The organism is Pseudomonas sp. R28(2017) (genome assembly GCF_002112505.1).
Taxonomy (GTDB): Bacteria; Pseudomonadota; Gammaproteobacteria; order Pseudomonadales; family Pseudomonadaceae; genus Aquipseudomonas.
In genome coordinates this window covers 87,256-110,267 of sequence record NZ_NEHW01000012.1, presented here as the reverse complement: position 1 = coordinate 110,267, position 23,012 = coordinate 87,256, and the positions used below count along the sequence as shown (strand labels likewise).

General features: G+C 65.7%; 20 protein-coding genes and 1 pseudogene. 17 read left to right on the top strand and 4 right to left on the bottom strand.

Going from position 1 to position 23,012, the window contains the following annotated elements; translation table 11 throughout:
* The first annotated feature begins 1 nt into the window (after position 1).
* The 14 genes and pseudogenes from paaH to CAF78_RS20610 all read left to right on the top strand — a co-directional run bounded on the left by paaH (position 2) and on the right by CAF78_RS20610 (position 14,374).
* Positions 2-1,519, top strand: coding sequence for a 3-hydroxyacyl-CoA dehydrogenase PaaH (gene paaH / locus CAF78_RS20675; protein WP_085677519.1), 1,518 nt, complete (start codon positions 2-4; stop codon positions 1,517-1,519).
* Entirely contained in the window at positions 1,512-1,967 is a 456-nt protein-coding gene (paaI, locus tag CAF78_RS20670) for a hydroxyphenylacetyl-CoA thioesterase PaaI (RefSeq protein ID WP_085677518.1), read from the top strand. Before paaH ends, paaI begins: the two co-directional genes overlap by 8 nt.
* Positions 1,960-3,180, top strand: a complete 1,221-nt coding sequence (pcaF, locus tag CAF78_RS20665; protein WP_085677517.1) for a 3-oxoadipyl-CoA thiolase — start codon at positions 1,960-1,962, stop codon at positions 3,178-3,180. Before paaI ends, pcaF begins: the two co-directional genes overlap by 8 nt.
* Positions 3,181-3,305: 125 nt before the next feature.
* Entirely contained in the window at positions 3,306-4,625 is a 1,320-nt protein-coding gene (gene paaK, locus CAF78_RS20660; protein WP_085677516.1) for a phenylacetate--CoA ligase PaaK, read from the top strand.
* Between the two features lie 213 nt (positions 4,626-4,838).
* A complete protein-coding gene (gene paaA, locus CAF78_RS20655; protein ID WP_085677515.1) occupies positions 4,839-5,828 on the top strand; it encodes a 1,2-phenylacetyl-CoA epoxidase subunit PaaA in 990 nt (329 codons plus the stop codon).
* A 25-nt stretch (positions 5,829-5,853) separates the two neighbouring features.
* Positions 5,854-6,135, top strand: coding sequence for a 1,2-phenylacetyl-CoA epoxidase subunit PaaB (gene paaB / locus CAF78_RS20650; RefSeq protein ID WP_004374528.1), 282 nt, complete (start codon positions 5,854-5,856; stop codon positions 6,133-6,135).
* A gap of 8 nt (positions 6,136-6,143) precedes the next feature.
* Entirely contained in the window at positions 6,144-6,902 is a 759-nt protein-coding gene (gene paaC, locus CAF78_RS20645; RefSeq protein WP_085677514.1) for a 1,2-phenylacetyl-CoA epoxidase subunit PaaC, read from the top strand.
* Complete coding sequence (gene paaD / locus CAF78_RS20640) at positions 6,889-7,422, top strand: 1,2-phenylacetyl-CoA epoxidase subunit PaaD (RefSeq protein ID WP_085677513.1); 534 nt, start codon at positions 6,889-6,891, stop codon at positions 7,420-7,422. Before paaC ends, paaD begins: the two co-directional genes overlap by 14 nt.
* A 15-nt stretch (positions 7,423-7,437) precedes the next feature.
* Positions 7,438-8,514: a 1,2-phenylacetyl-CoA epoxidase subunit PaaE gene (gene paaE, locus CAF78_RS20635; RefSeq protein ID WP_085677512.1), complete on the top strand. Its 1,077-nt coding sequence runs from the start codon at positions 7,438-7,440 to the stop codon at positions 8,512-8,514.
* Positions 8,515-8,667: 153 nt separating this feature from the next.
* Positions 8,668-8,976: a DUF485 domain-containing protein gene (locus CAF78_RS20630; RefSeq protein WP_085677511.1), complete on the top strand. Its 309-nt coding sequence runs from the start codon at positions 8,668-8,670 to the stop codon at positions 8,974-8,976.
* A pseudogene (locus CAF78_RS20625) lies at positions 8,967-10,535 on the top strand (cation acetate symporter); the annotation flags it as partial. The gene CAF78_RS20630 and the pseudogene CAF78_RS20625, both read left to right, overlap by 10 nt.
* Before the next feature lie 27 nt (positions 10,536-10,562).
* A complete protein-coding gene (locus CAF78_RS20620) occupies positions 10,563-11,795 on the top strand; it encodes an OprD family porin (protein ID WP_085677509.1) in 1,233 nt (410 codons plus the stop codon).
* Between the two features lie 24 nt (positions 11,796-11,819).
* Positions 11,820-13,868: a phenylacetic acid degradation bifunctional protein PaaZ gene (gene paaZ / locus CAF78_RS20615; RefSeq protein WP_085677508.1), complete on the top strand. Its 2,049-nt coding sequence runs from the start codon at positions 11,820-11,822 to the stop codon at positions 13,866-13,868.
* Between the two features lie 206 nt (positions 13,869-14,074).
* Positions 14,075-14,374 carry a hypothetical protein gene (locus CAF78_RS20610; protein ID WP_085677507.1) on the top strand — a complete coding sequence of 100 codons (300 nt, stop codon included), beginning with the start codon at positions 14,075-14,077 and terminating at the stop codon, positions 14,372-14,374.
* Here the strand turns inward: CAF78_RS20610 and CAF78_RS20605 are convergent.
* Positions 14,361-16,022 (bottom strand): hybrid sensor histidine kinase/response regulator, encoded by a 1,662-nt coding sequence (locus CAF78_RS20605; protein ID WP_085677506.1) that lies wholly within the window; start codon positions 16,020-16,022, stop codon positions 14,361-14,363. The genes CAF78_RS20610 and CAF78_RS20605 overlap by 14 nt on opposite strands.
* A 116-nt stretch (positions 16,023-16,138) precedes the next feature.
* On the opposite strand from CAF78_RS20605, the gene CAF78_RS20600 reads away from it, so the two are divergent.
* Together CAF78_RS20600 and CAF78_RS28490 are read left to right on the top strand one after the other, a co-directional pair.
* Positions 16,139-16,753 (top strand): response regulator transcription factor, encoded by a 615-nt coding sequence (locus CAF78_RS20600; RefSeq protein WP_085677505.1) that lies wholly within the window; start codon positions 16,139-16,141, stop codon positions 16,751-16,753.
* 150 nt (positions 16,754-16,903) lie between these two features.
* Complete coding sequence (locus CAF78_RS28490; protein WP_158090050.1) at positions 16,904-17,074, top strand: hypothetical protein; 171 nt, start codon at positions 16,904-16,906, stop codon at positions 17,072-17,074.
* Between the two features lie 4 nt (positions 17,075-17,078).
* On the opposite strand, the gene CAF78_RS20595 is transcribed toward CAF78_RS28490, so the two are convergent.
* From CAF78_RS20595 to CAF78_RS20585, 3 genes are all read right to left on the bottom strand, one after another.
* Positions 17,079-17,348, bottom strand: a complete 270-nt coding sequence (locus CAF78_RS20595; RefSeq protein WP_027917368.1) for a DUF6555 family protein — start codon at positions 17,346-17,348, stop codon at positions 17,079-17,081.
* 83 nt (positions 17,349-17,431) lie between these two features.
* Complete coding sequence (locus CAF78_RS20590) at positions 17,432-18,622, bottom strand: zinc-dependent alcohol dehydrogenase (RefSeq protein WP_085677504.1); 1,191 nt, start codon at positions 18,620-18,622, stop codon at positions 17,432-17,434.
* Positions 18,623-18,689: 67 nt separating this feature from the next.
* Positions 18,690-18,905 carry a general stress protein gene (locus CAF78_RS20585; protein ID WP_027917370.1) on the bottom strand — a complete coding sequence of 72 codons (216 nt, stop codon included), beginning with the start codon at positions 18,903-18,905 and terminating at the stop codon, positions 18,690-18,692.
* Between the two features lie 312 nt (positions 18,906-19,217).
* On the opposite strand from CAF78_RS20585, the gene CAF78_RS20580 reads away from it, so the two are divergent.
* On the top strand, positions 19,218-22,979 hold the full coding sequence (locus CAF78_RS20580) for a CheR family methyltransferase (RefSeq protein ID WP_085677503.1): 3,762 nt from the start codon (positions 19,218-19,220) through the stop codon (positions 22,977-22,979).
* The last annotated feature ends 33 nt before the right edge of the window (positions 22,980-23,012 follow it).

Below are 23,012 nucleotides of genomic sequence, written 5' to 3'. Positions count from 1 at the left end.
CATGAACCCACTCGACAGCAACGCCCTGGTGGCGGTGATCGGCGCCGGGGCCATGGGGGCCGGTATCGCCCAGGTTGCAGCCCAGGCCGGTCACCCGGTGAAGCTCTATGACAACCGCCCTGGCGCTGCGGCCCAGGCGGTAGCCGGCATCGATCGGCAACTGGGCCGCCTGGTGGAAAAAGGCAAACTGCAGCCAGACGCACGCGAAGCGATCAGCGCACGGCTGCAGCCGGTAGACGCTATCGAAACCCTGGCCGACGCCAAGCTGGTGATCGAGGCCATCGTCGAGAACCTGCAGGTCAAGCAGCAGCTGCTGCTGCAACTGGAGGGCCTGTGCGGCCAGGACTGCATCCTCGCCAGCAATACCTCGTCGCTGTCGATCACCAGCCTCGCGGCAGGCCTGCAACGGCCACAACAGGTGGTCGGCATGCACTTCTTCAACCCGGCGCCCCTGATGGCGCTGGTGGAGATCGTTTCCGGCCTGGCAACCGAGCCTGCGATTGCCAGCACGCTGTATGACACCGCCAGAGCCTGGGGCAAGAAGCCCGTGCACACGCGCTCCACCCCTGGCTTCATCGTCAACCGCGTGGCCCGGCCGTTCTATGCCGAAAGCCTGCGCCTGCTGCAGGAAGGCGCCGCCGACTGCGCGACACTGGATGCCCTGCTGCGCGATGCCGGCGGTTTTCGCATGGGCGCATTCGAACTGACCGACCTGATCGGCCATGACGTCAACTACGCCGTTACCTGTTCGGTCTTCGAAGCCTTCTATGGTGACTTCCGCTTCCAGCCCTCGCTGGTGCAGAAAGAGCTGGTGGACGCCGGGCGCCTGGGACGCAAGAGTGGCCAAGGCTTCTACAGCTATGCCGAGGGTGCCGAACGCCCGCCGGTCGCGCAGTTGCACAGCCAGGCAAGCGCCGAACGCTGCGTGGTCGAAGGCCACCTCGGCGCCCTGCAACCGCTGGTAGCGCGCTTGCGCGAAAACGGCCTGGCCATCACCGAGCGGGCCGGCAAGGGCCTGCTGCGCATCGGTGACGCCACCCTCGCCCTGTCCGACGGCCGCCTGGCCAGCCAGCGTGCCCGTGAAGATGGCCTGCGCAACCTGGTGCTGGTCGACCTCGCGCTGGACTACCAGGCCGCCACACGCATCGCCATCAGCTGGTCGGCCGACACCTCTGCCGAGGCCCGCGACCAGGCGGTGGCGCTGCTGCAGCGCGCCGGGCTGAAGGTGACCGGCATCGCCGACCTGCCCGGCCTGGTGGTGCTGCGCACCGTGGCCATGCTCGCCAACGAAGCGGCCGATGCGGTGCTGCAGGGTGTTGGCAGCGCCGCCGACATCGACCTGGCCATGTGCGCCGGGGTCAATTACCCGCGTGGCCCGCTGGCCTGGGCCGAGCAGCTTGGCGTCGATTACACCCTGCGCGTGCTGGAACACCTGCAAGCCAGTTACGGCGAAAGCCGCTACCGGCCTTCCCTGCTGCTGCGGCGCTGCCGCGAACAAGGAGCGAACCTGCATGACTGACCTGCAGCGCCATCCCGATGAGCTGGCCCGGGCCTGCGCCGATGCGATGTATGCCCGCGACCCGGCCACCCAGGGCCTGGGCATCACCTTGCTCGACATCGGCCAGGGCCGGGCGCGCCTGAGCATGCCGGTGCGCGCCGACATGCTGCAGGGCCACGGCACCTGCCATGGCGGGTTCCTGTTCGCCCTGGCCGACTCGGCGTTCGCCTTTGCCTGCAACAGCCACGACAAGGCCACGGTGGCCCAGGGCTGCAGCATCGACTATGTCGCCCCGGCGCTGCCAGGCGACGTGCTCACCGCTGCAGCCACCGAACTCAGCCGTAAAGGCCGTACCGGCGTGTACGACGTGCGCATCCAGAACCAGCGCGGCGAGCTGATTGCCCTGTTCCGCGGCAAATCCTACCAAGTGCGCGGCACCGTGCTCGCGCAGGAGACCGAAGATGACTGAAGCCAAGCCCCTCGATGCCCTGATCATCGATGCCGTGCGCACCCCCATCGGCCGTTACGGCGGCGCGCTGAGCAGCGTGCGTGCCGACGACCTGGCCGCCGTGCCGATCAAGGCCTTGATCGCCCGCCACCCGGAACTGGACTGGCAGGCCATCGACGACGTGATCCTCGGTTGCGCCAACCAGGCCGGTGAAGACAACCGCAACGTCGCCCGCATGGCTGGCCTGCTGGCCGGGCTGCCGATCAGTGTGCCGGGCACCACCCTCAACCGCCTGTGCGGCTCGGGCCTGGACGCCATCGGCAACGCCGCCCGCGCCCTGCATTGTGGCGAAGCCGGGCTGATGCTGGCCGGTGGCGTCGAATCGATGTCCCGGGCGCCGTTCGTCATGGGCAAGTCGGAGCAGGCGTTCGGCCGCAGCGCCGAGCTGTTCGACACCACCATCGGCTGGCGTTTCGTCAACAAGCGGATGAAAGACGCCTACGGTATCGACTCGATGCCGGAAACGGCAGAGAACGTCGCTGAACAGTACGGGATCTCCCGCGCCGACCAGGATGCCTTTGCCTTGCGCAGCCAGCACAAGGCTGCGGCGGCCCAGGCCAATGGCCGCCTGGCACGGGAAATCGTGCCGGTTGAAATCGCCCAGCGCAAAGGCCCGGCCATCCGTGTGGAGCAGGACGAGCACCCGCGTGCCGACACTACCCTGGAACAGCTGGCCAAACTCGGCACGCCGTTCCGCCAGGGCGGCAGCGTCACCGCCGGCAATGCCTCGGGCGTCAACGACGGCGCCTGTGCCCTGCTGCTGGCCAGCAGCGATGCGGCCCGCCGCCATGGCCTCAAGGCCCGTGGCCGTATCGTCGGCATGGCGGTCGCCGGGGTCGAGCCACGCATCATGGGCATCGGCCCGGTGCCGGCAACCCGCAAGGTGCTGGCGCTGACCGGCCTGTCGCTGGCCGACATGGACGTCATCGAACTCAACGAAGCCTTCGCCGCCCAGGGCCTGGCGGTACTGCGCGAGCTGGGCCTGGCCGACGACGACCCGCGGGTCAACCCCAACGGCGGCGCCATCGCCCTGGGCCACCCGCTGGGCATGAGCGGCGCACGCCTGGTCACCACCGCCCTGCACCAGCTGGAACAAACCGCCGGCCGCTACGCCCTGTGCACCATGTGCATCGGCGTTGGCCAAGGCATTGCCATGGTCATCGAACGCCTCTGAGCGGTTCAGACCATCGGCTTGTTACCGAACGCGACGCCGCCAGTTATGCTGCGTCCATGACACTCACGGTAAGCCGCCTGGCCTAATGCCAGCGGCCGACGTACAAGAACAATTCGAGTGAAGCCATGAACATGTACCATGATGCCGATCGTGCCCTGTTGGACCCGATGGAAACCGCCAGTATCGACGCCCTGCGCCAGCACCAGCTGGAGCGGCTGCGCTGGAGCCTGAAGCACGCCTATGACAACGTGCCGCTGTACCGCAAGCGTTTCGACGAATGCGGCGCCCACCCTGATGACCTGAAGTCCCTCGACGACCTGGCGAAGTTCCCCTTCACCGGCAAGAACGACCTGCGCGACAACTACCCCTATGGCATGTTCGCCGTGCCCCAGGAAGAGGTGGTACGCCTGCACGCCTCCAGCGGCACCACTGGCAAGCCGACCGTGGTCGGTTACACGCAGAACGACATCGACACCTGGGCCAACGTGGTCGCCCGTTCGATCCGTGCCGCCGGCGGGCGCAAGGGCGACAAGGTGCATGTGTCCTACGGCTATGGTCTGTTCACCGGCGGCCTGGGTGCCCACTACGGTGCCGAACGCCTGGGCTGCACGGTGATCCCCATGTCCGGCGGCCAGACCGAAAAGCAAGTGCAGCTGATCCGCGACTTCCAGCCCGACATCATCATGGTCACGCCGTCCTACATGCTCAACCTCGCCGACGAGATCGAGCGCCAGGGCATCGACCCTCATGACCTGAAGCTGCGCCTGGGCATCTTTGGCGCCGAACCGTGGACCGACGAGCTGCGCCGCTCCATCGAGCAGCGCCTGGGCATCGATGCCCTGGATATCTATGGGCTGTCGGAGATCATGGGCCCGGGTGTGGCCATGGAGTGCATCGAGACCAAGGATGGCCCGACCATCTGGGAAGACCACTTCTACCCCGAGATCATCGACCCGGTGACCGGCGCGGTGCTGCCGGACGGGCAACTGGGCGAGCTGGTGTTCACCTCGCTGAGCAAGGAGGCGCTGCCGATGGTGCGCTACCGAACCCGCGACCTGACCCGCCTGCTGCCGGGCACGGCGCGGCCGATGCGGCGCATTGGCAAGATCACCGGGCGCAGTGACGACATGCTGATCATTCGGGGGGTGAACGTGTTCCCGACGCAGATCGAGGAGCAGGTCCTGAAAATAAAACAGCTTTCAGAGCTTTACGAGATTCATCTGTATCGCAATGGCAACCTGGACAGCGTCGAGGTGCATGTGGAGTTGCGTGCGGAATGCCAGCACTTCGATGAGTCGCAGCGCAAGCTGGTTGTCGGCGAGCTGAGCAAGCAGATCAAGACCTATATCGGCATCAGCACCCAGGTGCTGCTGCAGCCTTGCGGCACGCTCAAGCGCTCCGAAGGCAAGGCTTGCCATGTGTTCGACAAACGGTTGGCCTGCTGAGTCATCGGCTGCCTTTTCGGCCCCGGCATCGTCCGGGGCTTTTTTTTGTCCGGCGCAAGGGTTTCTGCGCCTGTGAGACCGAGCGCCGCCCCTCCACCCACCTCAAGCGAAACACCAAAGCGATACACAAATAATATTCGATACACGTAAAACTGTTTGACGTTATGTTTTGTATCGCTTACAAATGACGCATGCCTTAGCAGGAGTCGGAACATGTACGCACAGCTAGTGGAAACCGGAGTCAAGCGCGTCAAGTCGCTGGAAGAGATGTCGCCCGAAGAGCGCAACTTCCAGGAAAAGATCGACGCCGAAATCAAGATCGAAGCCAAGAACTGGATGCCCGAGGCCTACCGCCAGACCCTCATCCGCCAAATCTCCCAGCACGCCCACTCGGAAATCGTCGGTATGCTGCCCGAAGGCAACTGGGTCACCCGTGCCCCCAGCCTCAAGCGCAAGCTGCAGCTGATGGCCAAGATCCAGGACGAAGCCGGCCACGGCCTGTACCTGTACAGCGCCATGGAAACCCTCGGCGCCGACCGCGACGAGGAGATCGCCAAGCTGCACAGCGGCAAGGCCAAGTACTCGAGCATCTTCAACTACCCGACCCTGAGCTGGGCCGACATGGGCGCCGTGGGCTGGCTGGTCGATGGCGCCGCCATCGTCAACCAGGTGGTGCTGCAGCGCACCTCCTACGGCCCCTACTCCCGCGCCATGATCCGCATCTGCAAGGAAGAGAGCTTCCACCAGCGCCAGGGCTACGAGCTGCTGCTGACCATGATGCGCGAGGGCACCCAGGCGCAGAAGGACATGGTCCAGGACGCCATCAACCGCCTCTGGTGGCCGGCACTGATGATGTTCGGCCCAAGCGACGAGCACTCCCCCAACAGCGCCCAGTCGATGGCCTGGAAAATCAAGCGCCAGACCAACGACGAGCTGCGCCAGCGCTTCATCGACCAGACCGTGCCCCAGCTCGAGCTGCTCGGCTGCACCGCCCCCGACCCGGACCTTAAGTGGAACGCCGAGCGCGGCCACTACGACTTCGGCGAGATCCAGTGGGACGAGTTCTACGAAGTCATCAAGGGCAACGGCCCGTGCAACCAGGAACGCGTCGCCACCCGGCGCAAGGCCATCGAGGATGGTGCCTGGGTACGTGAGGCGGCCGTGGCCTATGCACGCAAGCAACAGAACAAGAACGCCGCCTGAGCGGCGATTGATGCGGAGATCGAAAATGTCTGTCTGGACCCTCTACGAAGTGTTCGTGCGCAGCAAGCACGGCCTTAACCACAAGCATGTCGGCAGCGTGCATGCCGCCGACGCCGCCATGGCCATCGAGAACGCCCGCGAGCTGTACACCCGCCGCAGCGAAGGCGTGAGCCTGTGGGTGGTGCCCTCGGCACTGATCACCGCCTCCTCGCCCGACGAGAAAGACCCGCTGTTCGCCCCCTCGGACGACAAGGTCTATCGCCACGCCAGCTTCTACGAACTGCCCGACGAAGTCGGGCACATGTGAGGTTGGCCATGCACAAGCACGATCTGATCCCGTATTTGCTGCTGCTGGGCGACAGCGCCCTGGTCCAGGGCCAGCGCCTGTGCGAGTGGTGCGGCCACGCGCCGGCGCTGGAAGAAGAACTGGCGCTGATGAACGTCGGCCTCGACCTGGTGGGCCAGGCACGCAACTGGCTGGAATACGCCGCCGAGCTGCTGGACGACGGCCGCGACGCCGATGCCCTGGCGTTCCGCCGCGATGAGCGCGCGTTCCGCAACCTGCTGCTGGTCGAACAACCGAATGGCGACTTCGCCGTGACCATGACCAAACAGTTCCTTTACGACGCCTGGCACCATGCCGTGCTGCAGGGCCTGGTCGCATCGAACGATGAACGCATCGCCGGCATCGCCGCCAAGGCCTTGAAGGAAGTCACCTATCACCTGCGCCGCTCCGCCGAATGGGTGCAGCGCCTGGGTGGCGGTACCGAAGAAAGCCGCCGACGCATGCTCGATGCGATCCCTGCCGTATGGCGTTTCACCGTCGAGCTCAGCGCCGGCAGCGACAACGAGGTGCAGCTGGCACAGGCGGGCATTGCCGCCGACCCGGCGGCGGTCGGTGCGGCCTGGCTGAAGCAGGTGAGCGCCATCTTCGAATCGGTCGAGTTGCCGCTGCCCAAGGCCGCCAGCCACTTCTACCTCAGCGGCCGCCAGGGCCTGCACACCGAGCACCTGGGCCTGCTGCTGGCCGAAATGCAGTTCCTGCCAAGGGCCTACCCCGATGCAACCTGGTGAGCTGATCGCCGGCGACCGCGGCGCCCGCGCCCAGCAAGGCGGCGACCTGGCCCGGGCCTGGGAGGTACTGGGCCAGGTCATGGACCCGGAAGTGCCCGTGGTCAGCGTGGTCGACCTGGGGATCGTGCGCGACCTGGACTGGCGTGCCGGCCACCTGCACCTGGTGGTCACGCCGACCTACTCCGGTTGCCCGGCCACCGAGGTGATCGAGGGCGATATTCGCCAGGCACTGGAACAGGCCGGCTTCCCTGCGCCAGACCTGGAGCGCCGGCTGACCCCGGCCTGGAGCACCGACTGGATCAGCGAGCTGGGCCGCGAGCGCCTGCGCGCCTATGGCATCGCCCCGCCGCACGGCAGCGCCAGCAAGCGCAGCCTGCTCGGCGAAGCCCCCGAGGTGTGCTGCCCGCAATGCGGCAGCCGCCACACCGAATTGCTCAGCCAGTTCGGCTCCACGGCCTGCAAGGCGCTGTATCGCTGCCGCGACTGCCTGGAGCCGTTCGACTATTTCAAATGCATTTGAGCCGTGGAGACCACCATGAGCCAGTTTCACAGCCTGACCATCAAGCAAGTGCGCAACGAAACCCGTGACGCCGTGTCGATCGCCTTCGACGTACCGGCGCACCTGCAGGAGGCCTTCCGCTTCACCCAAGGGCAGTACCTGGTGATGCGCACCCAGCTGGACAACGAAGAAGTCCGCCGTTCCTACTCCATCTGCAGCGCCGTGCAGGACGGCGAACTGCGGGTGGCCGTCAAGCGCGTGCCCGGCGGGCGCTTCTCGGCCTTTGCCAACGAAGTGCTCAAGGCCGGCCAGCAACTGGAAGTGATGCCGCCGTCGGGCAGCTTCTTCGTGCCGCTGGACCCGGCGCGCCAGGGCAACTACCTGGGCGTGGCCGCAGGCAGCGGCATCACGCCGATCCTGTCGATCATCGCCACCACCCTGGCCAGCGAGCCGCACAGCCGCTTCACCCTGCTGTACGGCAACCGTTCCAGCTCCGGCGCACTGTTCCGCGACAAGCTCGAGGACCTGAAGAACCGTTACCTCGACCGCCTCAACCTGATTTTCGTGTTCAGTCGCGAGCAGCAGGATGTCGACCTGTACAACGGCCGCATCGACGCCGACAAGTGCGGCCAGCTGTTCTCGCGCTGGATGGACGTGGCCAGCCTCGATGCCGCGTTCATCTGCGGCCCGCAGGCGATGACCGAGACCGTGCGCGACAGCCTGCAGGCCAACGGCATGGCCAAGGAGCGTATCCACTTCGAACTGTTCGCCGCCGCCGGCAACGAGGCCCGCCGCGAAGCCCGTGAGGCCGCACGCCAGGTGGACTCGGCGCTCAGCCACATCACCGTGATCAGCGACGGCCGCGCGCTCAGTTTCGACCTGCCGCGCAACACCCAGAACGTGCTGGATGCCGGCAATGCCATCGGCGCGGAGCTGCCCTACTCGTGCAAGGCCGGCGTGTGCTCGACCTGCAAGTGCCGGGTGATCGAGGGTGAGGTGGAGATGGACAGCAACCATGCCCTGGAGGATTACGAAGTGGCAGCTGGGTATGTGCTGTCGTGCCAGACCTACCCGGTGAGCGACAAGGTGGTGCTCGACTTCGACCAACTCTGACACCGCGTCGCCTGTTTCGCGGGCAAGCCCGCTCCCACAGGAATTGCATTGCCCTCAAGTGCCTGTGGGAGCGGGCTTGCCCGCGAAGAGGCCATTAGCAGCACCCAAAGTGACCTGATTACAACAATTACAAAACCAAAGAGATCGCTTGCCATGACCCCCGAACACATAGAAAGCATCGCCAACCACCCCGACTTCCAGCACCTGGTGCAGCGCAAGCGCCGCCTCAATGGCGGCCTGACCCTGGCGATGCTGGTCATCTACTACGGCTTCGTCCTGCTGGTGGCGTTCTCCCCGAGCACCCTCGGCCAGTCCCTGAGTGGCGGCGTGACAACCGTCGGCATGCTGGTCGGCGTGCTGATGGTGCTGCTGTCGTTCGCCCTCACCGGCATCTACGTGCACCGCGCCAACAACGTGCTCGACCCGCTCAACGACAAGGTCAAGCAGGAGTGCGCACAATGAACTGGACCGCCATCTCGATGTTCATGGTGTTCGTCTGCTTCACCTTGCTGGTGACCCGCTGGGCAGCCCTGCGCACCCGTTCGGCCAGTGACTTCTACACCGCCGGCGGCGGCCTGACCGGCATGCAGAACGGCCTGGCGATTGCCGGGGACATGGTCAGCGCGGCGTCGTTCCTGGGCATTTCCGCAATGATGTTCATGAACGGCTACGACGGCCTGCTGTATGCCCTGGGGGTGCTGGCCGGCTGGCCGATCATCCTGTTCCTGATCGCCGAGCGCCTGCGCAACCTGGGCAAGTACACCTTCGCCGATGTGGTGTCGTACCGCCTGGCACAGACTCCGGTGCGCCTGAGTTCGGCGTTCGGCACCCTGGTGGTGGCACTGATGTACCTGGTGGCGCAGATGGTCGGCGCCGGCAAGCTGATCGAACTGCTGTTCGGCATCAGTTACCTGTACGCCGTGATGCTGGTTGGCGTGCTGATGGTGGTCTACGTGACCTTCGGCGGCATGCTGGCCACCACCTGGGTACAGATCATCAAGGCGGTGATGCTGCTGTCCGGTACCAGCTTCATGGCCTTCATGGTGCTCAAACACTTTGGTTTCAGCACTGAAGCGATGTTCGCCAGTGCCGTGGCGGTGCATGCCAAGGGCCAGGCGATCATGGCCCCGGGTGGCCTGCTGTCGAACCCGGTGGATGCGATTTCGCTGGGCCTGGGCATGATGTTCGGCACCGCCGGCCTGCCGCATATCCTGATGCGCTTCTTCACCGTCAGCGACGCCAAGGAAGCACGCAAGAGCGTGTTCTATGCCACGGGCTTCATCGGCTACTTCTACCTGCTGCTGATCGTCATCGGTTTCGGCGCCATCGTCATGGTCGGTACCGAACCTGCGTACCGCGACGCGGCGGGCGCGATCATCGGTGGCGGCAACATGGTCGCCGTGCACCTGGCCCAGGCCGTGGGGGGCAACCTGTTCCTCGGCTTCATCTGCGCCGTGGCCTTCGCCACCATCCTGGCCGTGGTGGCCGGGCTGGCGTTGTCCGGTGCCTCGGCGGTGTCCCACGACCTGTATGCCTGCGTGGTGCGCAAGGGCCAGGCCAGCGAGCAGGAGGAAATGCGCGTGTCGCGCATCGCCACTCTGGTGATCGGCATGCTCGCCGTGGTGCTGGGCCTGGTGTTCGAGTCGCAGAACATCGCCTTCCTGTCCGGCCTGGTGCTGGCCGTCGCAGCCTCGGTCAACTTCCCGGTGCTGCTGCTTTCGATGTTCTGGAAGGGCCTGACCACCCGTGGCGCGGTGTGCGGCAGCATGGCCGGGCTGGTGTCGGCGGTGGTGCTGGTGGTGCTCGGCCCTGCGGTGTGGGTCAACGTGCTGCACAACGAAACGGCGCTGTTCCCCTACAGCAACCCGGCGCTGTTCTCGATGAGCCTGGCGTTCTTCGGCGCCTGGGCGTTCTCGGTCAGCGACAGCTCGGAGCGGGCCAAGCAAGAGCGCGGCCGTTACCTGGCGCAGTTCATCCGCTCCATGACCGGTATCGGCGCCGCCGGCGCCAGCAAGCACTGATCTTTGACAATGTCGGGTATAACAACAATGAACCGCATGCACCTCAAATCGGCCGCCTGGCTGGCCACCCTCGCCCTGCCCTTGCCGGCGCTGGCGGATTTCATCGGCGACAGCCACGCTCGGCTGGAACTGCGCAACCATTACATCAACCGCGACTTCCGCCAGAGCAACGCGCCCCAGGCCAAGGCCGAGGAATGGGCCCAGGGCTTTACCGCGAAAGTGGAATCGGGCTTCACCGAGGGGATGGTCGGTGTTGGCGTCGATGCCATGGGCCAGCTGGGCGTCAAGCTCGACTCCAGCGCCGACCGGCGCAACACCGGCCTGCTGCCGTTCGGCGCAAGCAGCCACGAACCGGTCGACGACTACAGCGAACTGGGGCTGACCGGCAAGGTGCGGGTGTCCAAGAGCACCCTGCGCCTGGGCACCCTGCAGCCGATCCTGCCGGTGGTGGTGTACAACGACACCCGCCTGCTGGCCTCGACCTTCCAGGGTGGCCAGCTGACCAGCCAGGACATCGACGGCCTGACCGTCAACGCCGGGCGCCTGAGCAAGGTCAACCTGCGCGATTCGTCCGGCCGCGACGACATGGGCTATGGCGCCGCCACCAGCGACCACCTCGACTTCGGCGGTGGCAGCTACGCGCTCACCGCGCAGACCAGCGTCAGCTATTACTACGCCAAGCTGCAGGACATCTACCGCCAGCAGTTCGTCGGCCTGGTCGACACCCGCCCGCTGGGCGAAGGCCTGAGCCTGCGCAGCGACCTGCGCTACTTCGACAGCCGCAACGATGGCGCCGAGCGCGCGGGCAACATCGACAACCGCAACTTCAACGCCATGTTCACCCTCGGCGTGCGGGCGCACAAGTTCACCGCCACCTGGCAACAGATGTCCGGCGACAGCGCCTTCCCGTTCGTCAACGGCGGCGACCCGTTCACCGTCAACCTGGTGACCTACAACACCTTCACCCGCGCCGGGCTGGACTCGTGGCAGCTGCGCTACGACTACGACTTCGTCGCCCTGGGCATCCCCGGCCTGAGCTTCATGACCCGCTACACCGATGGCCGCCACGCCGAAACCGCCACGCTCAGCAATGGCCGTGAGCGCGAACGCGACAGCGACCTCACCTACGTCATCCAGAGCGGGCCGTTCAAGGATGTCAGCCTGCGCTGGCGCAACGTCACCTTCCGTTCCGGCAATGGCCTGACCAACGCCGTGGACGAAAACCGCCTGATCATCGGCTACACCCTGGCGCTGTGGTAACAGCGCCCTCAAGAGGAAAACAGCATGTCTGACGCCCCAACCCTGCAGAGCTTCATCGCCGGCCGCTGGATCGGCCAGCACGGCGCCCAGGCCCTGCGCAGCGCCCTGGACGGCCATGTCCTGGCCTACAGCCACGAAGAACGCCCGGATTTCGCCGAAGCCGTGGCGTTTGCCCGCAAGCGCGGCCTGGCCGAGCTGATGGCCATGGACTTCCAGCAACGCGCCCAGCGCCTCAAGGCCCTGGCCCTGTACCTGGCCGAGCGCAAGGAACAGCTTTACGCCCTGTCGCACTACAGCGGTGCCACCCGCGCCGACAGCTGGATCGACATCGAGGGCGGCAACGCCACGCTGTTCAGCTACGCCGGCATCGGCAGCCGTGAACTGCCATCGGGCAACCTGGTGCACGAAGGGCCGGCGATCCCGCTGGGCAAGCAGGGCCACTTTGCCGGCAGCCACATCCTGGTGCCGCGTGCCGGCGTGGCCGTGCACATCAACGCCTTCAACTTCCCGATCTGGGGCATGCTCGAGAAGTTCGCGCCGACCTTCCTGGCCGGCATGCCGTGCATCGTCAAGCCCGCCACCTCGACCAGCTACCTGACCGAAGCCGTGGTGCGCCTGATGAACGACTCCGGCTTGCTGCCGGCGGGCAGCCTGCAACTGGTGATCGGCAGCACCGGCGACCTGCTCGACCGCCTGCAAGGCCAGGACGTGGTGACCTTCACCGGCTCTGCCGACACGGCCGCGAAACTGCGCGTCACGCCCAACCTGATTCGCAACTCGGTGCCGTTCACCGCCGAGGCGGACTCGCTCAACTGCGCCATCCTCGGCCCGGATGTGAGCCCGGACAGCGAAGAGTTCGAGCTGTACATCAAGGAAGTGGCGCGGGAAATGACCACCAAGGCCGGGCAGAAGTGCACCGCCATCCGCCGTGCCATCGTCCCGGCCAGGCACATCGATGCGGTGGCGACCCGCCTACGCGAGCGCCTGAGCAAGGTGGTGGTCGGTGACCCTTCGGTGGAAGGCGTGCGCATGGGTGCCCTGGCCTCCCACGACCAGCAACGCGACGTTGGCGAGCGCGTGCACAGCCTGCTGCAGAGCTGCGACCAGCTGTTCGGCGCCAGCGACGGCTTTGCCCCGCGTGGCGAAGGCGTTGCCGAAGGCGCGTTCTTCGCCCCCACCCTGTTGCAGGCGCGCGACCCGCATGCCGAAGGCGGTGCCCATGACATCGAGGCGTTCGGCCCGGTCAGCACGCTGATGGCCTACGACGATCTGGACGAAGCCCTGGCCCTGGCCGCCCGCGGCAAAGGCAGCCTGGTGGCGACCCTGGTCACCGCCGACCGCGCCGTAGCCGCCAAGGCCATTCCTGCGGCCGCCGCCTGGCACGGGCGCCTGCTGGTGCTCGACAGTGAAGCCGCCAAGGAATCCACCGGCCACGGCTCGCCATTGCCGCAGCTCAAGCACGGCGGCCCGGGCCGCGCCGGGGGTGGCGAGGAGCTGGGTGGCCTGCGTGCGGTCAAGCACTACCTGCAGCGCGCGGCGGTGCAGGGCTCGCCAAGCATGCTGACGGCCGTCACCGGCGAATACGTGCGTGGCGCCGAGGTGATCGAGACCGAGGTACACCCGTTCCGCCGTTACTTCGACGACCTGCGCATCGGTGAATCGCTGCTGACCCACCGCCGCACCGTGACCGAAGCCGACCTGGTCAATTTCGGTTGCCTGTCGGGTGACCATTTCTACATGCACTTCGACGAGATCGCGGCCAAGGAATCGCAATTCGGCAAGCGCATCGCCCATGGCTACTTCGTGCTTTCCGCCGCCGCCGGGTTGTTCGTCTCGCCAGGTGCCGGGCCGGTGCTGGCCAACTACGGGCTGGACACCCTGCGCTTCATCAACCCGGTCGGGATCGGCGACACCATCCAGGCGCGGCTGACCTGCAAGCGCAAGATCGACCAGGGCAAGACCAGCCCGCTGGGGCAGCCGCAAGGTGTGGTGGCCTGGGATGTGGAGGTGACCAACCAGCTCGGTGAGCTGGTGGCCAGTTATGACATTCTGACCCTGGTCCTGAAAAAGTAAGCTGTACGCGGCCCCCCCTGTGGGAGCCGCGCTTGTCGACGCGGTTCGTCGCCACGACAAGCGCGGCTCCCACCTGTACAGCGCACGCCAGCTGGCAACACATAAAGGCACATAGCCACCTCGTACATCTGCCCTAATGCCCTGCCCGCTCCTCGGCGCTATAGTCCGGCCACCCGCCACACCCCACGCCAAGGAAGCCATCCACCATGAAACCCGCCAAGCTCCTGCTCAGCGCCGCTGTCCTGTTCACCGTCGCCGGCTGCCAGACCATCAAACCTTCTGACCAGACCCTCAAGGAGCGCGCCGAATTCGCACTCAATACCCCGGTCAGCAAGGTCACCAACGTGCGCAGCGACAGCACCCTCACCTATTACACCGCCACCACCGCCAAGGGCGAGTACAACTGCCAGATGCCCAGTGGTGCCATCGTCGCGGTGGGCAGCATGGGCCTCTATGAGCCGACCCCGTCCTGCCTGAAGGAAGGCCAGGCGATCATCCTGCAGTGATGCCGCCCCTGCCCCCGGCGCCACGCTCCCGCTCCGGCGCCGCCGGCACCTCGCGCAAGGCCCAGAGGGCCGCGCGCAATTGCGCCGGGCGCACCGGCTTGGCCAGCAGCTCGATATTGAGCCCTTGCACGATCGCCTGGATCTTCTCCAGGTCATGCCCGGTCATGATCAATGCCGGCACCTCCCAGCCCCGCTGTGCACGCAGGTTGTCGATGCAATCGACCCCGGTGGCCTCCTGGCCCAGGTCGTAGTCGGCGACAATCACGTCACACGCGCTGACCAGCCCCAGGGGGGAAGCATGCGCTTCAACTTCGCAGCCCCAGCGCTGCAGCAGCGCCGAAGTCGCACGCAGAACGTTGTGATCATCCTCCACCAGGCACACCTTCAGGCCACTGAGCATCGCGCCTTGCAACACCTGCTGGTCGCTGCTGCGGGCCACCGGCTGTGCCGCCAGGCGCGGCAAGCCCTGCAGGCTCACCGCCGTGCCATGCCCCACGTGCGAACGCAACTGCACCTGCAACCCCATCAACTGCCCCAGGCGCTTGACGATCGAAAGGCCCAGGCCAACCCCCTCGACATCCTTGTCCCGTACCTGGCGCACCCGGTAGAACTCTTCGAAGACAAGGCCCTGATGCGCCTCATCGATCCCGCGCCCCTGGTCGTGGACCACGATGGCCAGGGCCTGACCCTGACGTCGCACGCCGATCAGCAGCGGCCGCCCGGCGGCGTACTTGAAGCTGTTGGAGAGCACGTTCTGCACCATGGTCGCGAGCATGCCGCGATCGGCGCGGGTCCAGTAACGGCTGGGGCGCAGGCGCATTTCCACGCCCGCCCAGCGCGCCGCCTCGGCGTTCTGGCGCAGCAGTTCGGCCAGAAACTCATGCAAGGCAAAGACCTCGTACTTCGGCTGCACCCGGCCATTGTCCAGGGTGTACAGGTCGAGGATCGAGCGAAACAGCTGCGACACGTTGAGCAGCGAGCGGTCGATGCTGTCCACCAGGCGCCGCTCCTGCTCGGCCAGCGGTGCTTCGCGCAGGCACGCGGTGAACAGGCCGATGGAGTGGATCGGTTGGCGCAGGTCATGGCTGGCCTGGGCCAGAAAGCGCGATTTCTCCCGGGTGGCCGCCATCGCCAGCTCCGAGGCCTTGCGTGTGCGCTCCAGCAGGATATGGGCGTAGAGCGGGATCACCGTACTGGTGGTGAGCAGCATCAGCACCATGAACGGGTTGGCCTGCCAGTAAGGGTTGAGCTGGTACACCGCGACCAGTGCGGTCAGCGCCAGTACCGTGGCAACGGCCAGGTAACGGGTACCGAAGCGCATGCCGTTGCCCAGGTTGACCCAGACCATCACCGCATACAGCGGCAGCGCCGCTTCGCCGCCAAGCACCAGGCCGAAGCAGGTGCCGGTGTAGTCGTGCACGATGCCCAGCACCCGCCGCCACGGGTAGTGCCCCGGCCAGCGGGCGATGGCCTGGCGCAGGCCGATCGACAGCACGATGAAACTGATGATGTAGTAGATCACCGGCAGGTAGCTGTCGATCGATTCCCCCGGCAGGAAGCCCAGCACGGTGATGTAGACCAGTGCGCAACTGGCGACGATGACGCGCAGGTTGGCCTGGTCCAGTTCGGTGTTCTTGTTGTAGTCCATGGTCGACGTCCTTGTGCACGGGGTCGCATAAACGCCCTCTTGGCGCAGCATTCGCCGTGGTCGCCTGCTAAGTTAGCATGGTCGGGAAAACCGTCGCTCACAGGGAGTGTCAGGACGTGACGTGCCGCATCATCGTGGCGGACGACCATCCGCTGTTCAGGGAAGCCATGGTCCGTACCGTGCAGCGGGTATTGCCACAGGCGCAGCTCGAAGAAGCCGGCGACCTGCAGCAGGTGCTGTCGGTGGCCCGCCAGGGTGAGGTGCCGGACACGCTGATTCTCGATCTGCGCTTCCCGGGGCTCGATTGCCTCGAACGGCTGGCCGAAGTGCGCCAGCTCCTGCGCCGTACCACCCTGATCATCGTGTCGATGGTCGACGACCCGGCGCTGATCGAACAGGTCATGGCCAGTGGCGTGGATGGTTTCATCGGCAAGAGCGTCGCCCCCGACGAGCTCGGTGCAGCGATCCTGGCCATCCGTGACGGCGAAGTGCTGGTCAGGTACAGCCCTTCAGGGTTGTTACCGAGCCTGGGCAGTGCCAGCGAACTGGAACAGCTCACCCACCGCCAGCACGAGGTGCTGCGCCTGATCGCCCAAGGCAAGACCAACAAGGAGATCGCCCGCGCACTGGACATCTCGCCGTTCACCGTGCGCATCCACGTGTCGTCGTTGCTCAAGTCCCTCAATGTCACCTCGCGCACGGCGGCGGCGGTGAAGTACAGCGGCACCTGATACCGTCGGTCGGTGCCGACGGGGTTGCGACTGATCATGCCGGGGCGACCGCACTCTCACTTCATGAGGGGTGGTCAATGGCATCGCCCCTCACTCCTGTGCCTGGCCCACCCTTGGGTGGGCCTTTTTTCAACGAGCGAGGGCGCCATCATGGACCTGATACTGCACATGGGCGGCGGCAACGCCCAGGATGACTGGCCGGAACTGGACCCGGACAACGGCAATGATCGGGCAGATGACCCGGACGCCGATCCAAACCTCACCGATGACGAACAGAACCGGCCCGGGGTGCCTGCCAGCGACCCCGAGTCCGGTGCATGACTGATCAGCTGGTCACACTCGAATCACTGACTGCCTGACTGGGCCTGCTGCCGGATAGCCGCCAGCTCACGGCGGTTATCCCGTAGCGCTCAGCCATTGGCCGGCTGACTTTGCGGATCTTCTCTCGCCCGAATTTCGGGATGATACCGATCCCGGCATCACAACTTGCCCAATGCCAAGCTTCGGCATTATCGATCTTCTCGAGCCGGATAATGAAGCTGTGGGGCTGGCCGTGCAGCAGGTAATCGATAATGTACAGCTGGGGACTAGGCATCACGCGGCCCTCCTCTTCTCCATGGATGACTCTCTCATTGAGTGACAGCGCCTGGGAAAGATTCAAAAAGATTGTCGAACAATTCAAAGGGAGGGATCAGCTGCCGCCCCGGGGACCATGATGACCTTGCGACAGCGCTCCTGATGTTCGTCGAACAGTTCGTAACCGCGCACCGCGTCCTCCAGTGCGAGACGATGGGTGACGATCGCCTCAGGGTTCAGCCGGCCTGCTTCGATATGCTCAAGCAGCTCAGGCAGGTAACGGTGCACGTGGGTCTGGCCCATGCGGAAGGTCAGGCCCTTGTCGAAGGCATCGCCGAACAAGAAGCCGTGAACGAAGCCGGCATACACACCGGGCACGCTCACCACGCCCCCTCGGCGCACGGCGGCGATGCACTGGCGCAAGGCCTTGCCGCAGCTGCCCTCGAGCTTGAGCGCGGTCAGCACGGTTTCGGTGGCGCTGCCCTTGGCTTCGAAACCTACGGCATCGATCACTGCGTCCACCCCGCGCATGCCGGGCGTCAGGCGGATGATGCTGTCGGCCGGGTCGTCGTCGTGGGCGAAGTCGATCGGGATCACGCCATAGGCCTGGTGAGCGAAGTCCAGGCGATAGCCGTGTTCGTCGACCATGAAGATCTGTTCGACGCCCAGCATGCGTGCGCAGGCCGCCGACAGCAGCCCGACCGGCCCGGCGCCATAGATGGCCAGTGAAGAGCCCTGACCGACTTCGGCGTTGAGCACCGCCTGCCAGGCAGTGGGCAGGATGTCGGACAGGAACAACAGCTTGTCGTCGGTCAGGCTGCCTGGCACCTTGAACGGCCCGACATTGCCCTTGGGCACCCGCACAAAGTCGGCCTGCCCGCCGGCGATGCCGCCATACAGGTGGCTGTAGCCGAACAGGGCCGCCCCCGGTGGGATGAGCTTCTTGTTAAGGAGTGCACCTGGCCCGGTGTTGGTGGTTTCGCAGGCCGCGAACAGTTGGTGCTGGCAGAAGAAGCAGCCACCACAGGCGATCACGAACGGGATCACCACCCGGTCACCCGGGCGCACCGCCGTGACCGCGCTGCCGACGTCTTCGACGATGCCCATGAATTCGTGCCCGAGGATGTCGCCAGCCTCGACCATGGGGATCTTGCCGCGGTACAGGTGCAGGTCCGAGCCACAGATGGCCGTGGCGGTCACCCGCAACAGGATATCGTCGTCATCCTGCAGGTCCGGGTCTGGCACGGTGTCGACGCGAACGTCGCCCGCGCCGTGGTAGGTCAATGCGCGCATGCTTCGGTCTCCTTGACGAGCAGGTAGGCGGCCCGCCAGCCGCGCCGGCGGGCCTCAGCGAACGCAGCTACTGCTGATGCTGGCGGCCTCCGCCGTGGCTGTTCTGCCCACCCTTGCGGCCGGCTTCCGAGGCCCGTTGCCGGTCGTTGGCGAAGTTGCCGCCTGAGGCCTGGCCACCTTTGTGGCCGGCACGGGAGGCCCGTTCGCGGTCATTGGCGAAGTTGCCCGGGTTGGTTTCCTTGGTGCCGCCACGTTGTCCGGTCCGTTGTTGATCATCAGCCATGTCGTTTCTCCTTGCGATGCGGAGGGGTTGGGCGCATGAAACGGTGCCATGCCTTAGTTCCGAACAGGCGATGGGAGGGTCTGCTCAATCGGATTACGTGCGGCTGACCGGTGGCGCGAAAGGCCATCGATACAAATGCTTGTGCACTGGGTTTTGCCACAGGCAATTTTTCTGCCTGGCCATGGTCACAACTGCAAGCGGCCCCCATGCTGCAATGCCTCGCAGCAGAGCCGACGAGCGGCCTATAATGCTCGCTCAGCTGCCCGGCGATGCTTCGAAGGGCCACCCTTCTGGTCTGCACAAGGCTTCTCCATGACTGAGCAACCTGCATCGCCGCACAACCCCGCGCTGAGCCCCAGCCACCTGGACTTCCCTGTGGTCGGCATCGGCGCTTCGGCTGGCGGGCTGGAAGCCATCCGCACGTTCTTCCAGCAGATGCCCAGCGATTGCGGCATGGCCTTCGTGGTGGTGCTGCACCTGTCGCCCGACCATCAGAGCGTGGCCGACCGCATCATCCAGGAAGCGACGCCGATGCCGGTGCGCCAGGTCACCGAACCGGTACCGATCGAGCGCAACCATGTTTACGTGATTTCCCCGGCCAACCGCCTCTCCACCAACGACGGCTACCTGCGCGTCACCCCGGCCAACCGCCGACGCGGCGACCACGTGGCCATCGACCTGTTCTTCCGTGACCTGGCCGACGTGCACAAGGACCACGCCTTCTGCGTGGTGTTGTCGGGCACCGGTGCCGACGGCGCGGTGGGCCTGTCGCGGATCAAGGAACAGGGCGGCGTGGCCCTGGCGCAGACCCCGGACGACGCCCAGTACGACAGCATGCCCCGCGCCGCCATCGAGACCGGCATGGTCGACCTGGTGCTGCCGGCTGCCGAGATGCCACAGAAACTGATGGAACTGTGGCGTACTGCGCGCCAGGTGAAACTGCCGCACATCGAAGACGATACTCTGCCCCCACCCCTGGGTACCCGCGCCGGCGATGCCCAGGCCGCGGAGCCCTTGCTCGAAGAAATCCTGCTGCAGCTGCGCAATGCGACCGGCCACGACTTCCAGCACTACAAGCGCGCCACCGTGCTGCGACGGATCGAGCGCCGCCTGCACGTGACCGGGCAGACCGACCTTGGCGGTTACCTGCGCTACCTGGAGCAACACACCGGCGAAGCCAGCGCCTTGCTGGGCGACATGCTGATCGGGGTGACCAACTTCTTCCGCGACCGAGAGGCGTTCGAGTCACTGGAGCGCCACGTGCTGCCGCAACTGGTCAGCGAAGGCGAAGAAAATCGCGAAATCCGCGTCTGGTCGGCCGGCTGTTCCACCGGTGAAGAGTCCTACAGCCTGGCCATGCTGGTGTGTGAGCAACTGGCCGTGGAGCAACGCACAAGCAAGGTCCAGGTGTTCGCCACCGACCTTGACGAACGCGCCATCGGCATCGCCCGCACCGGTTCCTACCCCGAAGCGATCGTCACCGACGTGCCGCCTGCCCGGCTGCGCCAGTTCTTCGTCAAGGAAGACCAGCACTACCGGGTGCGCAAGGAGGTCCGGGAGAAGGTGCTGTTCGCCCGCCACAACCTGCTGTCCGACCCGCCGTTCTCGCAGATCGACCTGATCGTCTGCCGCAACCTGCTGATCTACCTGGACCGCGAAATCCAGCACGACATCCTGCAGATGTTCCACTATGCCCTGCGCAGCGGCGGCTACCTGTTCCTGGGCACGTCCGAATCGGCCGATGTGGCCGGCGAGCTGTTCGTCCCGGTGGACAAGCGCAACCGGATCTTCCGCGCCCGTGACGTCAGCCCGGCCGGCCGCAGCTCCGGCCGGCAGCTGCCCGGTGTGAGCGTAGCCAGTCTGGCCCAGGAGCTGCAGGCCAAGGCCAAGCCCGGGCGCAAGCCGTCTTATGCCGAAATGCACCATCGGGCCCTGGCCCGGCGCACGCCGCCGAGCCTGATCATCGACGGCGACGGCAATATCCTGCACATGAGCGACGGTGTCGGGCGTTACTTGCAACTGGCCGCTGGCGAGCCGAGCCGCAACCTGCTCAACCTGGTATTGCCGAGCCTGCGCCTGGCCTTGCGCAGCACATTGTTCCAGGCCCGCCAGGGCACCGAGGCCGTCACCTCGCGGCCGGTCGACCTGGGCGACGGTGAACACCGCCAGCAGGTGGAGATCACCGTGCAACCCTTCAAGGATGAGCTCAGCACCGGCGAGTGCCTGCTGGTGGTGTTCGAGGTGCGCGCGCCCGACCCGGCGCTGCCGCTGCCCGGGGTCATCCGCCAGACCGACAGCATGGTCCTGCACAACCTGGAGCGCGAACTGCAGCGTACCCGCCTGCAATTGCAGGAAACCATCGAGCAGTCGGAAATTTCCAGCGAAGAACTGACCGCCTCCAACGAAGAAATGCAGGCCATCAACGAAGAACTGCGCTCGGCCAGTGAAGAACTGGAAACCAGCAAGGAAGAACTGCAGTCGATCAACGAGGAGCTGCTCACCGTCAACTACGAGCTCAAGAACAAGGTCGAGGAGACCGACAAGGTCAACGACTACCTGAGCAACCTGATCGCCTCGACCGATATAGCCACGGTGTTCGTCGACCGCAACCTGCACATTCGCTGGTTCACCCCGCGCGCCACCGACCTGTTCAACATGCTGCCGGTGGATACCGGCCGCTCGCTGCTGGACATCACCCACCGCCTCGATTACCCGGCGCTGGCCGACGACGCCCGCGCCGTGGCCAAGGGTGAAACCATCATCGAACGGGAGATCGGAGCCCAGGACAACCACTGGTACCTGGCGCGCCTGCTGCCCTACCGCGCCAGCGAGCAGAAAATCGACGGCACCGTGCTGACCTTCATCGACATCAGCAAGAACCACGCCGCCGAAGAGCGCGTGCGCCTCGGTGAAGAGCGCCTGAGCAAGCAACTGGCCGAATCGCAGAGCTCCAGCCACATGAAGGACGAGTTCTTCGCGGTGATGTCCCACGAACTCAAGCACCCGCTCAACCTGATCCAGCTCAATGCCGAAATCCTCCGCCGGCTCCCCACGGTCAAGGGCATCGGCGCTGCCAGCAAGGCCGTTGGCACCATCTGCGAAGCCGTGTCCAGCCAGGCCCGGATCATCGACGACCTGCTCGATGTGGCGCGTATTCGCACCGGCAAGCTCAAGCTCAAGACCGAGCCGCTGGACCTCGGCGCCATTGTCCGGGGCATCCATGCGGTGCTGCAGAGCGAGCAGCACCCTTGCCCGGTGCGCCTGGAACTGCCCGCCGACGACCTGCCACTGATGATCGAGGGTGACGTGACGCGGCTGGAGCAGATCGTCTGGAACCTGCTGAACAACGCGCTGAAGTTCAGCCCGCCAGGTGGTGACATTCGCCTGGTGCTGAGCCACGACGATACCCAGGCACGGCTGCAGGTGATCGACCAGGGCGTGGGCCTGAGCCAGGACAACCTGGAGCATATCTTCGACCTGTTCAGCCAGGCGCCACAGTCGGCCAGCCACGGCCGTGAAGGCCTCGGCATCGGCCTGTCACTGGTGCGCCAGCTTGCCGAAGCCCATGGCGGCAGCGTCCAGGCCAGCTCGGCAGGGCCTGGCAAGGGCTGCACCTTTACCGTACGCCTGCCACTGTGCGACACCGGCCCGCAACTGCGCGACGATGCCCCTGAGCCCTTGAGCGAGGGGCGGTTGCAGGGCACAACGGTATTGCTGGTCGACGACTCGGCCGAAGTCCTGGAGGTGATGCAACAGCTGCTGGAGATGGAGAGCGCCGAAGTCGCGGCCTACAGCGACCCGCTGAAAGCCTTGGAAGCGGCAGCCAGCGGCCAGTATGACGTGATCATCTCGGACATCGGCATGCCAGGCATGGACGGCCACGCGCTGATCAGGGCGCTGCGCGGCCTCGCCCACCTGCGTCACACGCCGGCCATTGCGCTTACCGGCTACGGCGCCAGCGCCGACCAGCACAAGTCGCGCCAGTCCGGCTTCGATCGCCATCTGAACAAACCGGTGGGCTACGACGAGCTGGTCGAGGCCATTGAAGCGCTCAGCGGCTCGGTGCCCTGCTGAGCCGCTTGCAGGATTATCACCCGCTTCCAGCCG